Source organism: Hyphomicrobium sp., from assembly GCF_036833075.1.
Taxonomy (GTDB): Bacteria; Pseudomonadota; Alphaproteobacteria; order Rhizobiales; family Hyphomicrobiaceae; genus Hyphomicrobium_C.
Genome location: NZ_DAITQL010000014.1, coordinates 18,812 through 33,672, shown reverse-complemented (window position 1 = coordinate 33,672; position 14,861 = coordinate 18,812). Strand labels below are relative to the sequence as shown.

Below are 14,861 nucleotides of genomic sequence, written 5' to 3'. Positions count from 1 at the left end.
TGCGCAGGAATGGCTGACGACGGCTTTCAACTCATCATCGGCAACAAGAACACCTCGAGCTGGAGCCTCAGGCCATGGCTGGCATTCAAACAGGCCGGCATCCCCTTCAAGGAGGTTCGAATCAATCTCCGTGCCCCCGACATGAAAGTGCAAATTCTCGCCCATTCGCCGGCCGGAAAGGTTCCCGTGCTCTGGGTGGGCGATCTCATGATCTGGGACAGCCTCGCGATCCTCGAGTTTCTCGCTGATCGGTATCCGGAGAAGGCACTCTGGCCCGAGCCCCTTGCGGCGCGGGCGGTGGCGCGCGCGGCGAGCGCGGAAATGCATTCGGGGTTTCAGCCGCTGCGCGAGCATTGCCCCATGAAGTTCCTGTCGAAGGAGCCCAGGTCCGAGCTTCCCGAGGCCGTTGACGACAACATCCGCCGGGTCGTCGGGCTGTGGAAGGACTGCCGCAGCCGCTTCGGGGCGGATGGTCCGTTCCTGTTCTCGCGCTTCTCGATCGCGGATGCGATGTATGCGCCGGTCGCCTCGCGGCTTCGGACCTATGTGACGGATCTCGGCGCGTTTGGCGACGACGGGACGGCGGCGGCTTACATCGACGCTCTGTTCGCGCTTCCCGCGATGGAGGAATGGGCCCAGGGCGCGCGCGAGGAGATGGCGGCCCGTTAACGGGTGGTTGTGCTCCGTTAAATCTTTATTGACCGCTGTATCGGAAAGTGACGGAAGACCGGGCATCCCGCCCGGCCCCCGTTCCGTGAAGACGAGCAGTGGAGACTTTCATGGCCGCCGATCTCGAGGCACGACCGGCCGGACCGTGCCGATCCCTCGGCGTCCTGGCGGCGCTGGCGGCAAGCCTCATGCTGGGCGCGTGTGCGGCGCAGGTCGGCGGGGGCGAAAGCGGCGACCTCTTCTCGGCGCTGCAACCGCAGTCGAGCGAAGAGGCCCAGAAGGCTGCCGCGCCTTCCGAGCCGGCGGCGGCCGCGGAGTACTGGGGCAAGATCTACGCGAAAAATCCGCGCGACCTCGAGGCTGCGCTCGCGTATGCGGAGAGCCTGAAGCTCACCGGCCAGAAGCGCGAGGCGCTCGCCGTCCTGCAGCAGGCGTCGCTGATCCACGGCACCAACAAGAAGCTCGCCGCCGACTACGGGCGGCTGGCGCTCGAGCTGGATCAAGTCAGCGTCTCAAAGAAGCTTCTCGAGATCGCCGACGATCCCGCCAATCCCGACTGGCGCGTCGTGATGGCGCGCGGGACCGCCTTGGCCAAGGAAGGCAGCTACCGCGAGGCGATCGCCTTCTACGAGCGCGCGCAGGCGCTCAACCCGCAGCATCCCTCGGTGCTCAACAACCTGGCGCTCGCCTATACGATGAGCGGGGAGCCCGAGCGCGGCGAGACGCTTCTGCGGCAGGCGTCGGTGTCCGGCAGCGAGACCACCCGCGTGCGGCAGAACCTCGCCTTGGTGCTCGGCTTGCAGGGCAAGTACGACGAGGCGACCAAGGTGGGCTCGCTCGATCTGCCGTCCGAGGACGCTCAGGCGAACACGGCGCTCTTGAAAAAGATGGTCAAGCTCGACGCAAAAGCGGCGCCCGCGCCGCTGCTGCTCGCAGAGCCGCCCGCGGCCGCATCCTGGGCACCCGCCATCGCCGAGGTATCGGCCGAGCCCGCCCGGGCGGCTGCCGGGTCTCTGCTTCGTCCGAGCTCGGTCGAGACCGGCTCGGCCGCCTCGGCCTCCGACAATCGCTCTGCGAGCCTGTTCAGCGCTGACTGATCCTTGCGGCACCGGCGAAGTCCGACCCTCCTTATCTAGACCGATGGTTGCGTGGACCGATGGCGGAGCCATGCTCCGCCCGGCGGGGAGACGTCTCAAAGCGCGCGCGTTTGTTCACGCCTCTGCTCAGGCTTTCCGTTTTCCCACAGCCCTCGCGCGTGAGCGCTGCGTTCACGCGGAGCGGGCGAGGGCGTGCGCGTCCTCTTTGCGCAAGCGGGGCGCGGCCGAGACTACTGCAGCTTCCAGAAAGTGATCGCGGCGGGGCCGAGGATCACGAGGAAAAGAACCGGCAGGAAGAACAGGATCATCGGCACGGTGAGCTTGGGCGGGAGGGCCGCGGCCTTCTTCTCCGCTTCGCCCATGCGCATCTCGCGGTTCTCCTTGGCCATGGTGCGCAGCGCCTGGCCGACTGGGGTGCCGTAGCGCTCGGCCTGGATCAGCGCCGTCGTCACCGCCTTGACGCTCGGAAGGGCGGTGCGCTTGGCGAGGTTCTCGTAGGCGAGGCGCCGGTCCGGCAGATAGGAGAGCTCGGCCGTCGTCAGCGACAGCTCCTCGGCAAGCTCAACGCTCTGGGCGGCGACCTCCTTCGCCACCTTGCCGAACGAGGCTTCCACGGACATGCCCGATTGCACGCAGATCAGCAGCATGTCGAGCGCTTCCGGAAAGGAGATCTTGATCGCTTGCTGGCGTTTCTGAACGAGGTTTTGAATGAAGACGTTGGGAAGATAATAGCCCGCTCCGGCCGCGAGGACGGCATAGAGCGCCTTCATCGTCGGAGAGGCTTGGATGTCGGCGACGAGGAACAGGTAGACGAGCGCGACCGCGAATGCCGCCGGTGGCGCCGCGACGCGGAAGAACATGAAGGCGACGAGCGGCGCCTCGCCGCGCAGGCCCGCCATCTTGAGCTTGTTGCGCAGGGCCTCGTTGTCGAACTGGGAGCGCAGGTCGAACTTGTCGACGATCTCGCGCATGAACCCCTTTGAGGTCTGGCGCAGCTTGGCCTTGGATTTTCCGCTGCGTTGCTCCTTGCTGAGGTCGGCAAGGCGCTGGGAGCGCAGCTTGTCGCGCTCGAGTGCCATGACGCGCATGCGCTGGTTCATCCGGTCGCGCGCGAGGACCGGCATGACGAGCGCGAGGATGGTCGCGAACGCCGATACGGCAGCCAGCACCGTCGCCAGAAAGGCGGGAGATGTCACGGTATCGATGATGTCCTGCATGGCGCGGCCTCTCGCGGGCTCAGGCCCTAGAATTTCTATGGCCTAGAATTTGAAATTGATCATCTTGCGCATGACCATGATGCCCAGGAACATCCAGAACAGGCCGGCGAAGATGAAGATGTTTCCCGTGCGCGTGGTGAAGAGCGGGGCGATGTACTCGGGCGAGGAGAGGTGCACCATGAGCATCACGCCCGGCGGCAGGCTGCCGAGAATCATGGCCGATGCCTTCGCCTCGGAAGAGAGCGCCTTGACCTTCATGGCCATCTTGAAACGGTCGCGCAGCACGCCGGAGAGGTTCGAAAGGGCTTCGGCGAGGTTGCCGCCCGATTGCTGCTGAATGGCGATGACGATCGCCAGGAACTTCATTTCCGGGAGCGGTACGCGCCGCGTCAGGCGTTCGAGGCCCTCGGGCAGCGACACGCCGAGGCGCTGCTGGTCGATCACCTCCTGGAACTCGCTCGCAATCGGCTCCGGGCTCTCCCTGGCGATCACGCCGAGGCATTCGTTCAGCGGCAAGCCGGATTTGATGCCGCGAACGATGATGTCGATCGAGTTGGCGAGCTCGGCGAGAAACTTCTTCTGGCGCCGGGCCGTGATCTTGGCGAGGACGAAGCGCGGCAGGCCGAAGCCGCCGACCAGGAGCGCGACGAACAGCAGCATGGGGCGCATGACCGGGGCGGACGCCGGCAGGAAGCTTTCGGCGATCACGACGGTCACGACGGCGGAGACGGCACTCGCGATCCAGAACGTCCGCGGCGAGATGTCGAGGCCGGCGCGCTCGAGGCGCAGGCGCAGCGATACCTTCTCGCGCGCCTTCTGCCTGTTCTCCATGTCTTTCAGAGTGTCGGCGACCTGCTTCTTGCGGTTCGCGGCGATCTCCGCCGTGGCCTGGATGGCAATCTTTTTGCCGCGGGTCTCGCTGACGCCGGCGACGCGCTTGTCCTTCATGCGGTCGGCGGAGACGTACGGATAGAGGAAGGCGTAGGCCATCGCCGCAAAAGCGACGGCGGCGATCAGCGCCGTCAGCAAGGGCATCATGTCCGTGTCGGTCATCGGCTCGCCCCTCGGGTCAGTTGCGGGTTTCGCCCAGGGGGACGCCGTTGGAATCGAGAATTTCCGCCGCGGCGAGCGCGCCCGCGAGACGGCTCTCCTCCTTGTAGTACTGGGCGCGCTCCCAGAAGGCCGGGCGTGCGATGCCGGTCGAGCGGTGGTGTCCGACCAGCTTGCCGTGCGCGTCCTCGCCGGTGATCTCGTAGACGATCAGGTTCTGGAGGGTGATGATCTCATCCTCCATTCCGGTGACTTCGGTGATGTGCGTCACCTTGCGCGAGCCGTCGCGCAGACGGGCGGCCTGGATGATGATGTCGATCGAGCCGACGATCATCTCGCGGATGGTCTTGATGGGGAGCGTGAAGCCGCCCATCATGATCATGCTTTCGAGACGGCTCAGCGCTTCGCGCGGGCTGTTCGAGTGGAGCGTGCCCATCGATCCGTCGTGGCCGGTGTTCATGGCCTGCAGCAGGTCGAACGCCTCGGGTCCGCGGACCTCGCCGACGATGATGCGCTCGGGCCGCATGCGCAGGCAGTTCTTGACCAGATCGCGCATGGTGATCTCGCCTTCGCCCTCGAGATTGGGGGGGCGCGTCTCGAGGCGCACGACATGGGGCTGCTGCAACTGAAGTTCCGCCGAATCCTCGCAGGTGATGATACGCTCGTCGTGATCGATGCAGCCGGTGAGGCAGTTGAGCAGTGTCGTCTTTCCCGAGCCGGTGCCGCCGGAGATCAGCACGTTGCAGCGCACGCGGCCGATGACCTCGAGAACGGTCTTGGCTTGCGGTGTGATGGCGCCGAACCGCATGAGCTGGTCCAGCGTCAGGCGGTCCTTCCTGAACTTGCGGATGGTGAGGACGGGGCCGTCGATGGCGAGCGGAGGCGCGATGACGTTGACGCGCGAGCCGTCGGGCAGGCGCGCGTCGCAGATGGGGCTGCTCTCGTCCACGCGGCGGCCGACCTGGCTCACGATGCGCTGGCAGATGTTCATGAGCTGCTGGTTGTCGGCGAAGCGCACGCCCGTCTTCTGCGTCTTGCCGTTGACCTCGATGAAGGTGGTCGCGGCGCCGTTGACCATGATGTCGGCGATGTCGTCGCGTGCGAGCAGCGGCTCGAGGGGGCCATAGCCCAGGACGTCGTTGCAGATGTCCTCGAGCAGCTCCTCCTGCTCGGCGATCGACATGACGACGTTCTTGACCTGGATGATCTCGCTGACGATGTCGCGGATCTCCTCGCGCGCCGCCGCGCTGTCGAGCTTGGCGAGCTGCGTCAGGTCGATGGTGTCGATCAGCGCGTTGAAGACCGTAGTCTTGACGTCGTAGTACTCTTCCGAATGGTGGCGCTGCGACTCGGCGGGCTCGGCGCGCGGAGGGGGTTGCGCCGGCTCGGGGGAGGGCGCGTGGCTTCCGGGCGCCGTCTGGGAAGGCTGCACTGCCACGGCCGCGCCCGCAGGCTCGAGCACCCGCTTCTGCTGTCCAGAATCATTCGTACGCCGGCCGAACATGGCTCACCCTCACCGCAAACGCTTCAGCTTCTCGAGGATCGGCGCCAGCGGCGATTTCTTCTCGACCTTGATTTCCTTGCGGTGGGCGAGCGCGAGCGCGATGTCCCGGAACGCCTGCGTCGCTTTCGCCTTGGCGTTGAACTCCTCGATCATCTGGCCGTTGTTGGCCGCCTGGCCGAAGTTCTCGCAATCGAAATCGATCACGGCGAGTGTCTCGAGACCGAGCGCGCCCTCGAACTCCTTCTGCGTGATCTCGGGGCGCTTCTGCATGTTCGCCATGTTGAGGACGAGGTGGGGAGCGGCGTCGTTCTTGCGCGCCGCCCGCACCAGATCGACGATGTTCTTGGCGTTGCGCAGGTTGGCGAGATCCGGCATGGCCGTGATGACGATCTCGTCGGCTTGCAGCAGAAGGCGCTTGCTCCACGGGGCCCAGGTGTGGGGCAGGTCGACGGCGACGAACGGAACGTTCTGGCGCACGACGTCGATCACCGTCTCGCAGCCCTCGGGCGTCATCTCGTAGTCCCGATCTAGCACGACGGGGGCGGCGAAGATCGACAGGTGCTTCGAGCAGGTGGTGAGGAGGCGGTCGAGCAGCACCTCGTCCAGGCGGTCCGGGTTCTGCAGCGCGTCGGCGATGCCCTGCACGGGGTCCTGGTTGAAGTCGAGGCCGGTGGTACCGAAGGCCAGATCCATGTCGGCGATGACGATGTTGGTCGACAGGATCTCCGAGAGAGTCCATGCCACGTTGTGGCAGACCGTCGACGAGCCGACGCCGCCCTTGGCGCCGACGAAGGCGAGCACCTGGCCGACGGGGTCGGACGCCGGGTTGTTGTACAGATTGGAGAGGCACTCCATCAGCTCGAACGTGGAGACCGGGGCGACGAGATACTCGGAGATGCCGCGCTTCATGAGGTCGCGATAGAGCACGACGTCGTTGGCCGTGCCGACGATCACGACCTTGGTGCCGGCGTCGCAGCTCTGGGCCAGCTCCTCGAGCTCGGCCACGAGGCTCGCGTGCGGGGCGTGTGTCTCGAGGATGATGAGATTGGGGGTCGGGCTTTCCTGGTAATGCGCGATGGCGGCTGCCGCCCCGCCCATCTGGATCGTGACATGCGCCTTGCCGAGCCGGCGATCCTCGGAGGCCGCGTGCACGGCCTCGGCCACGCCGGGCGTCTCGCAGAACGCCTGGATGGAGATGCGCGGCAGCGGGCGGGCCCGGTCGCTCAAGGCCGGGGCTTCAGCGGGTTGCGACTCCACCGTGTAAGGCGAGGGCGCCTCGAACGGCTCGGATGCTGAACTCTGCAAAGACTTGGACATGGGGTGCTACCGTTACTTTGCGATCTTCACTCTTTCGTCTTCGGACTTGTCCGCGCCCGTCGTCTCGCCCCTCACGTACTTGCCCCAGACGACATCCCTGCGCTCGCTCGGGCGGTCGCTCTCGGTGCGAGGCCCGAGAAGATCGGCGGGGTTGGCGACCTGGACGGCGAGGTTGTGCTGGTTGGCGCAGCCGAAGTTCGGATAGTTCGCGTTGTCGCGCTGCTCGCCGAGGTTGGTCGGCCAGAAGCCGCAGACTGGTGCCTCCGCCACGTAGCGCAGGTAGGAGACGCGGACGGGAGCGTCCCCGCGGCCTCCGGCATGGTAGGCTTCGACGGCAATCGAGGAGTCGGCGAAGCCGATGTCTCCCAGGATCTGTCGGATCTCGACGACGGCGTGCATGGCTGCGGTCTCGTTCTCGCCGCCGCCCGGCGCCTGGATGACCATGCGGCTGTTGCCGGCATCGCCAGCGCGCGAGCGGTCGGCGAACTCGATCACGTCCGAGCGCTGGCGGGCCGTGAGGCCACTGGCGGATGCGGGCACGCGGATCTGAATGGTCTGCGGCTCCTGGGAGACGATGATCGGATGGCGCTGCGAGGCGTCGACCATGGACCAGCCTGCGACCTGCGGCGCGGTGACGTCATGCTTGCAGCCGCCCGTCGCCGTCGCGACGACGGCGAGCGCGGCGAAGCCGGCGCGTGCGGCCATGCTTGCCGGGATCCGTCCTGTCAGGCGGGAAGCACGTCCGTACCTCATGATTGCGTCTCCAGCCTGATGGTCATTCGACGATGAAACCGTAATCGCCCTTGAGGTCCCCCGCGGGCGCGATGCGCTCGGTGCCGTAGATGCGATTGAGATGGCCCCAGAAGTTCGCCTTGCGGTCGGTCGCCTCGGCCAGTCCATCAAGAGGCCTGGCGAGGGACTTTGGTGCGACCGGCTTCACGAGGTAGGGCGTGACGATCACGACCAGCTCCGTCTCGCGCTTGATGAAGTCGCGGCTGCGGAACAGCGTGCCGAGCACCGGGACGTCCTTGAGACCGGGGAAACCGTCGATGTTCTGGCGAACGTCGTCGGAGATGAGGCCCGCGAGCGCGATCGATCCGCCGGACGGCAGCTCGACGGTCGAGTTTGCCTGGCGCTTCTTGAGCGCGGGGATCGAGGTCGAGTCGAGAACGACGGCGCCGACGTTCGTCAGCTCGCTCACCTCGCTCTCGATCTTGAGGCTGATGCGGCCCTCAGAGAGGACGACCGGCGTGAACGATACGCCGACGCCGAACTCCTTGTAGGTCACGGAAGTCTGTCCGTTGGAATCCTTGACGGGGATCGGATATTCGCCGCCGGCGAGGAACTTGGCGGGCTCGCCCGAAATGGCCGTCAGGTTGGGCTCGGCGAGCAGGCGGATCAGGCCGTCGCGCTCGAGCGCGCGCATGGTCTTGCCGATGCGATAGTCGCCGTTGCCCCATCCCGTCGTGGTGCCGGAGTTGCCGAAGGTATTTGCCGTCGGACCTTCGTTGTAGAAGGCGAGACTGTTATCAGACGGGTTAATTCCGGGAACGGGCAGGGCGCCCAGACCAGCGGCCGTGGTGAGCGGCAGCGCGTTGGCGGTCAGCAGGCTCCAGGTGAAATTGCCGGCGTTGATGTCGGCGGCGATGTTGACGCCGAATTGCTTCAGAAGCTCGCGCTGTACCTCGGCGACGACGACGCGCAGCATGACCTGCTCCTCGCCCTCGACGCCCAGCAGGTTGATGACCGGCTTGGCGTCGCCGCCGGCCTGGCCGGACTTCATCGCGCTGCTTGCGTTGACGATGGTCGTCCCACCCGATGATGCGGCCGTTTGCTGGATCGGGCCGAGATCGGACAGGAAGCCATCTGAGTTGGAGGCCGCGAAGGCGCGGGCGATGTCGGTGGCGCGGTTCGAATCCAGCGGCGTGCGCACACTGCCGATCAGGACGATGGATCTGCCGGCCATCTCGACGCGGATGTTCGAACCCGGAATGAGGCGGGTGAGAAGGCTCTCGAGCCCGCGCACGTCGGCGCCGACCGTGATGTCCAGAGTCAACACCTGCCGGCCGCGCGAATCGAAGAAGAACGCGTTGGTCTGTCCGGGCTTCTTCGCGATCAGGAAGACGCGGTTCGAGGTCTGCACGACCGCGTCGACGCTCTTCGGATCCGAGACCAGAACATCACGCAGCTCGAAGTCGAACTCGACGAGCATGGATTTTCCGGCGCCGAGCGCGATCGAGCGCGTCCCGGCTCCCTGCGAGCTGATGCGCAGGACGGATGCGTCCATCTCCGCTCTCGCGTCGGAGCTCGGGGCCAGCGCGGCGAGGATGGCTCCGCTCAGTGCCGGCAAAAGCCAAGTCCAGATCTTTCGCATTCTCCAAGTGCCTTCTGACGGCTAAACTTGTGACTTTCAGTTGACGCCGTACGCTCGCGACGCCGTGCCGTAGCGCAGGACGCGAATGGCCGTGTTCGCCTTGGTCGTCGGATCGGCGCCGGCTGTCGGTCCCTGGCTGGGATCGAGGTCGGCAATCGACCGCAGCGTGAGGCTGATGTCGCCCATGGCGTCGGCGAGCGCGAGCAGCTCAGCCTGTTGGGCGGTCAGCTCCAGGGTTGCGGTGTTCGCGCTCGTGTCGGCGGTCTTCTTGCCTTCCTTGGTCTCGATCTGCTGACCGATCGCGAGGACGCGCACGTTGCCGAACAGGAGGTCGCTCACGTACTCATCCTGCCCGTTGCGGCCACGCGTGCGGCGGATCAGGATGACGTCGACCCGGTCGTTCGGGAGGATGAGGTTGGCGACGGCCGTCTCGTCCTTGATCCGAGTCGAGATGGCGCGCATGCCGGCCGGCAGAATGGCGGCGAGGACGCCGCCCTGGCCGGCTTTCACGAGCTTCACCTGGGTGATCGGCTCACCGGCCATGATCGGCGCGCGCGCGATCGAGCCGGCGAGCTGGGTCATCGCGTCCGGCTGGTCGGTGCGGGTGATATAGCCCGCCGTCACGGTTTCCGTGGGCCAGGACTGCCAGCGGAAGAGGCCGTCGCTGGTGATCTGGCCGAGGCCGATGTCGGTCCGGGCCACGAGCACGTCGGTCGACTTGACCTTGACCTCGACGGTTTTCTCGACCGGCGGCTTGTTGACCATGCCGCGCACCATGACGAACGCCATGACGCCGGCCGTGGCCGCAATTGCCAATCCGATCAGTTGAGGACGTTTCATCGCGCGTGTTGTCCCATACGGCCCTTTGTGCCGAACACTTGTGCTCGGCTCCAAAGATTGGAGGACAAACGTCAACGCGCCGTTAATTCGTGTATCGAAACGGCTAACCGGCGGCCGCGACGACCCAGGGTGTGACCGGAAGGACAAGGAGGCCCGCCCCGGCGATGGCGATGCCGTACGGGATGCCGGAGCCGGGTTTGTGGAGGTCGATGGCCCAGTCCGGCGCGTAGATGCCGAGCAGAGGCTGTTTTCTGTAGAAGAGAATGAGGAGGGCAAGGACGCCGCCCAGAACGGCGGTGAGGCCCAGAAACAGCTGGAGTTGGTCGAAGCCGACCCAGAGCGCGCCGACGGCGAGCAGCTTGGCGTCACCGCCGCCGAAGCCACCGATGGCAAAGAGCACGATGCCGGCGGCCAATACCACCGCGCCCGCCGCGATGTGCAGCAGGATCTCGCTGGGGGACAGCCCCATCACAGGGGCTGTAACAACGAAAGCCGCAGCAAGCGCCAGCGAAACCTTGTTGGGGATGGTCATCGTCAGCAGGTCCGTCGCGGCCGCAAAGGCCATGATGGCTGCAAAGATCATCAAAACGGTGGACGCAATCACGATACGCACCTTTGTCTGTACTGGCCCGTCCGCGTCCTCTTGGGGCGGCTGTCGAGCGTGTCATTCATGACAAGAGTCGCGCATTCCGGTAAACGGCGCGTTATTTCCGCTTCTCCCGAGGTGGCTCAGTGGGCCGAGCCGTCCGGGACTTGACTCTCGACCACGCCAAAGAGGTTGGTCAGGGCAATCTGAAAATTGGTCAGGCTGAATACGATCCCCATTCCGAGGATCGCTGCAAGCAGACCATATTCGATCGCAGTGGCACCGATCTCGTCGGCCCAGAATCTTTTCATAAGCCCGGTCATGCGCGCTCCTGGCACTCAGTGTTTTGCTCAACCATAGCGCAAGCGGGGTTAACATCTGGTGCGGTTGCGCCAAATCAGCGTTCGGAAACAAACAGGCCACCTGGGTTGACCTTCCAGGTGGCCTGTCATAGTCAGCTTTTGGCGTAGAGGCTTACTGGCCAGCGCCGTCGAGCTCGCCGCCGACCGTTTCAAAGATACCCTGGAGGCTGGTCCGGAGGGTGCCGAGGGCGCCGATGATGCCGACGCCGACGATGGCGGCGATCAGGCCGTACTCGATGGCCGTGGCACCCGACTCGTCCTTCATGAAGCGCGAGAGGAAATTGGTCATGACTCTAAACTCCCATATGACTCTTCTCAGTTCCCGCGCCGGACGTCCCGCTCGCGTCTGAACTGAGAGGGAGACTACGGTCCATTCGTTAAATCGATGTAAAAGCGATGGATCTCCAGATGAGCGAATCTTTTTGATAGGTAAAATTCATCAATACACTTCGATTTCTTGTCAGTTTTTTAAAGCATCTCTCGTGTATTCGATTGGTTTCTTGCTGTTAATCGTACTATTCTACGTGAAATTATTGCGCGTATCATAATTAATATTTTGTTGTTTCAATTTTTTTCTTTCATGGGCGATTGTGGTATCTAGCCGCCCCCGCATTGGCGAGCTCGGGTCCGCATCTCGCCGTTCTCTATCCTGGCTTATTTCTGAAATGTCATAAGCAGAACGACGCGCGGACTGGCCGCGCGTCGGGGAAATTCTCGCCGGTTGAGAGGCGCAGTGGCCGTCTACTCGTAACGGCCGTGGCAGTGCTTGTACTTCTTGCCCGAGCCGCACGGGCAGGGCGCGTTGCGCGAGACCTTGCCCCAGGTGGCCGGCTGATCGGGATCGACGGCGCCGGCCGCCTTGCGCGTCTGGAGAGGAGCGCGCTTGGCGGGAGAGGCGCCGCCCCGTCCACGTGCCGCGATGGCGGCGTCGACCAGAGCCAGCTCCTCGCTCAGCTCGTCGCGGCCGGTGGTGGGATCGATGTGGTGCGCATACATTTCCGGAAGCTCGGGCTCGTCGAGCTCCGGCGGCTGCTCGCCCGGAGGCGCGAGCTCCACATGCATCAACTGCCCGGTGGTCGCCTCGCGGAGCCGGGACAGCATGCTCTCGAACAGGACGAACGCCTCGCTCTTGTACTCGTTCAGCGGGTCGCGCTGGCCGTAGGCGCGGAAGCCGATGACCTGGCGCAGGTGCTCCAGCGTGACGAGGTGCTCGCGCCACAGGTGGTCCAGCGTCTGCAGCAGGACCATCTTCTCGATCTGACCGTAGGTGTCGGGTCCGATCTCGGCGGCCTTCTGGGCCGCCTTCTCGCTGGCGGCCGTCTTCAGGCGCTCGAGGATCTCCTCGTCGGCGATGCCTTCCTCCGCGCCCCACTCCTCGAGCGGCAGGTCGAGGCCGAAGATCGCCTGCACCGCCTCCTTGAGGCCCGTCATGTTCCATTGCTCGGCGTAGGCCCGCTCGGGAATGAAGCGCGACACGAGATCGCTCAGGACCTGTTGGCGCAGCTCGGCCACGATCTCGGAGACGTCGTCCTCGGCCATGATGTCCTTGCGCTGGTCGAAGATGACCTTGCGCTGATCGTTCATCACGTCGTCGTACTTCAGGATGTGCTTGCGAATGTCGAAGTTGCGCGCCTCGACTTTCTTCTGCGCCATCTCGAGGCTCTTGTTCATCCACGGATGGGTGATCGCCTCGCCTTCCTGGAGGCCCAGCGTCTTCAGCACGCTGTCCATGCGATCCGAGCCGAAGATGCGCATGAGGTCGTCGTCGAGGGCGAGGTAGAACTTGGAGCGGCCGGGGTCTCCCTGTCGGCCGGAGCGGCCGCGGAGCTGGTTGTCGATGCGCCGGCTCTCGTGGCGCTCGGTGGCGAGGACGTAGAGGCCACCGGATTCGAGGGCCGTCTTCTTCTGCACCTCAACGGTTGCCTGGATCTCGGCGCGCTTCCTGGCGATGTCCTCCTCGGACGGCGTGCGCCCGGCGGCGGCCTCCTCGGCGATCCAGTCGCGAAGCTGATACTCGACGTTGCCGCCGAGCTGGATGTCGGTGCCGCGGCCGGCCATGTTGGTGGCGATCGTCACCGCGCCGGGCTTGCCGGCCTGGGCGATGATGCCGGCTTCCTGCTCATGGTAGCGGGCGTTCAGGACCTGATGCGGGATCGGGTCGTCGCTGCCTTTCGCCGTGCCGACGGAGATCAGATAGGCGCCGATGTCGTCGAAATACGCCTTGAGGTCGCCTTCCGGCGTCGTCTTGCCGTCCTTGGCCGCCTTCATCTTCTCGGCCTGCGCGATGAGGGACTTGCCGAGGGCCTCGATGTATTTCTTGTCCTTGAGGAGCTCGTGGAGCTGCTCGGACTTCTCGATCGAGGTGGTGCCGACGAGGATCGGCTGGCCGCGGCGCGCGCAGTCCGCGATCGTCGTCACGATGGCGTCGAGCTTCTCCTTCTGCGTGCGGTAGATCTCATCATCGTCGTCGATGCGCGAGATCTTGAGATTGGTCGGGATCTCGACGACGTCGAGGCCGTAGATGTCCATGAACTCGGACGCTTCGGTGAGCGCCGTGCCGGTCATGCCGGCGAGCTTCTTGTAGAGGCGGAAATAGTTCTGGAAGGTGATCGAGGCCAGCGTCTGGTTCTCGGGCTGGATCTCGACGTGCTCCTTGGCCTCGAGTGCCTGGTGCAGGCCCTCCGAGTAGCGCCGCCCCGGCATCATGCGGCCGGTGAACTCATCGATGATGATGACCTCGCCGCCCTTGACGATGTAATCCTTGTCGCGCTGGAAGAGCTTGTGCGCCTTGAGCGCCTGGTTGACATGGTGGACGAGGGAGACGTTCTCGATGTCGTAGAGCGATCCGGTGAGCAGCTTCGCCTCCGCGAGCAGCTGCTCCATGCGCTCGTTGCCGAGCTCGTTGAGCGCCACCTGGCGCTGCTTCTCGTCGAGCTCGACGAAGCCTTGCGTCTTGAGCTCCTCCTTGAGCTCGTCCTTCGAAAGGGACTTGGCGAGCGTGGTTTCGATGCGGTCGTGCTCGGCCACCAGCGCCTTCACCAGGCCGTCGACCGCGACGTAGAGGTCGGCGCGGTCCTCGAGGGGGCCCGAAATGATGAGCGGAGTGCGCGCCTCGTCGATCAGGATGCTGTCCACCTCGTCGACGATGGCGAACGCATGGCCGCGCTGCACCATCTCGTCCTTTCGGAGCTTCATGTTGTCGCGCAGGTAGTCGAAGCCCAGCTCGTTGTTGGTGGCGTAGGTGACGTCGGCGGCGTAGGCCGCCTTGCGCTGCTCGTCGTCGAGGCCGTGCACGATGGTGTCGACCGTGAGGCCGAGGAAGCGGTAGACCTGACCCATCCAGTCGGCGTCGCGCTTGGCGAGGTAATCGTTGACGGTGACGACGTGCACCCCCTCGCCGGCGATGGCGTTCAGGTAGACGGCAAGGGTTGCGACCAGCGTCTTGCCCTCGCCCGTCTTCATTTCGGCGATGTTGCCCTCGTGAAGGACCATGCCGCCGATCAGCTGCACGTCGAAATGACGCTGGCCGAGGGTGCGACGGGCGGCCTCGCGCACGGTCGCGAAGGCGGGCACGAGAAGGTCGTCGAGCGACGTGCCGTCGCGGTACTGCTGGCGGAAGGTGTCGGTGCGGGCCCGGAGCTCCGCGTCGCTGAGCTTCTCGATCTCGGGCTCGAGCGCGTTGATCGCCTCCACGCGCGCGCGGTAGCCCTTCACGCGCCGATCGTTGGACGAGCCGAAGATCTTCGAGGCAAGCGTACCGAACGAGCCAAGGGAGAGCATCAAGTTAATTCCTCAAAATCATGGACTTGGCGGGAGACGCGGTGCGTCCGGAAGATCGAGGCCCA

13 protein-coding genes are annotated in these 14,861 nt (G+C 65.0%); 2 read left to right on the top strand and 11 right to left on the bottom strand.

Going from position 1 to position 14,861, the window contains the following annotated elements:
* The first annotated feature begins 9 nt into the window (after positions 1 to 9).
* Entirely contained in the window at positions 10 to 669 is a 660-nt protein-coding gene (locus V7082_RS06400; RefSeq protein ID WP_334146896.1) for a glutathione S-transferase family protein, read from the top strand.
* Between the two features lie 110 nt (positions 670 to 779).
* Complete coding sequence (locus tag V7082_RS06395; protein WP_334146895.1) at positions 780 to 1,766, top strand: tetratricopeptide repeat protein; 987 nt, start codon at positions 780 to 782, stop codon at positions 1,764 to 1,766.
* A 230-nt stretch (positions 1,767 to 1,996) separates the two neighbouring features.
* On the opposite strand, the gene V7082_RS06390 is transcribed toward V7082_RS06395, so the two are convergent.
* The 11 genes from V7082_RS06390 to secA form a co-directional block, all read right to left on the bottom strand.
* A complete protein-coding gene (locus V7082_RS06390; RefSeq protein WP_334146894.1) occupies positions 1,997 to 2,983 on the bottom strand; it encodes a type II secretion system F family protein in 987 nt (328 codons plus the stop codon).
* Between the two features lie 42 nt (positions 2,984 to 3,025).
* Positions 3,026 to 4,036: a type II secretion system F family protein gene (locus tag V7082_RS06385; RefSeq protein ID WP_334146893.1), complete on the bottom strand. Its 1,011-nt coding sequence runs from the start codon at positions 4,034 to 4,036 to the stop codon at positions 3,026 to 3,028.
* Between the two features lie 16 nt (positions 4,037 to 4,052).
* Positions 4,053 to 5,537, bottom strand: a complete 1,485-nt coding sequence (locus V7082_RS06380) for a CpaF family protein (RefSeq protein WP_334146892.1) — start codon at positions 5,535 to 5,537, stop codon at positions 4,053 to 4,055.
* Between the two features lie 9 nt (positions 5,538 to 5,546).
* Positions 5,547 to 6,854: an AAA family ATPase gene (locus V7082_RS06375; protein ID WP_334146891.1), complete on the bottom strand. Its 1,308-nt coding sequence runs from the start codon at positions 6,852 to 6,854 to the stop codon at positions 5,547 to 5,549.
* Positions 6,855 to 6,866: 12 nt separating this feature from the next.
* Complete coding sequence (locus V7082_RS06370; protein ID WP_334146889.1) at positions 6,867 to 7,559, bottom strand: CpaD family pilus assembly protein; 693 nt, start codon at positions 7,557 to 7,559, stop codon at positions 6,867 to 6,869.
* 70 nt (positions 7,560 to 7,629) lie between these two features.
* Positions 7,630 to 9,141: a type II and III secretion system protein family protein gene (locus V7082_RS06365; protein ID WP_334146887.1), complete on the bottom strand. Its 1,512-nt coding sequence runs from the start codon at positions 9,139 to 9,141 to the stop codon at positions 7,630 to 7,632.
* 123 nt (positions 9,142 to 9,264) lie between these two features.
* Entirely contained in the window at positions 9,265 to 10,068 is an 804-nt protein-coding gene (gene cpaB / locus V7082_RS06360; protein WP_334146885.1) for a Flp pilus assembly protein CpaB, read from the bottom strand.
* 103 nt (positions 10,069 to 10,171) lie between these two features.
* Positions 10,172 to 10,651, bottom strand: coding sequence for an A24 family peptidase (locus tag V7082_RS06355; RefSeq protein ID WP_334146942.1), 480 nt, complete (start codon positions 10,649 to 10,651; stop codon positions 10,172 to 10,174).
* Between the two features lie 146 nt (positions 10,652 to 10,797).
* The gene (locus tag V7082_RS06350; protein ID WP_334146883.1) at positions 10,798 to 10,977 is read right to left on the bottom strand and encodes a Flp family type IVb pilin; all 180 of its coding nucleotides are present in this window, start codon (positions 10,975 to 10,977) and stop codon (positions 10,798 to 10,800) included.
* Positions 10,978 to 11,128: 151 nt separating this feature from the next.
* Positions 11,129 to 11,305 carry a Flp family type IVb pilin gene (locus tag V7082_RS06345; RefSeq protein ID WP_334146881.1) on the bottom strand — a complete coding sequence of 59 codons (177 nt, stop codon included), beginning with the start codon at positions 11,303 to 11,305 and terminating at the stop codon, positions 11,129 to 11,131.
* 452 nt (positions 11,306 to 11,757) lie between these two features.
* Entirely contained in the window at positions 11,758 to 14,796 is a 3,039-nt protein-coding gene (gene secA, locus V7082_RS06340; protein ID WP_334146940.1) for a preprotein translocase subunit SecA, read from the bottom strand.
* Positions 14,797 to 14,861: the final 65 nt, after the last annotated feature.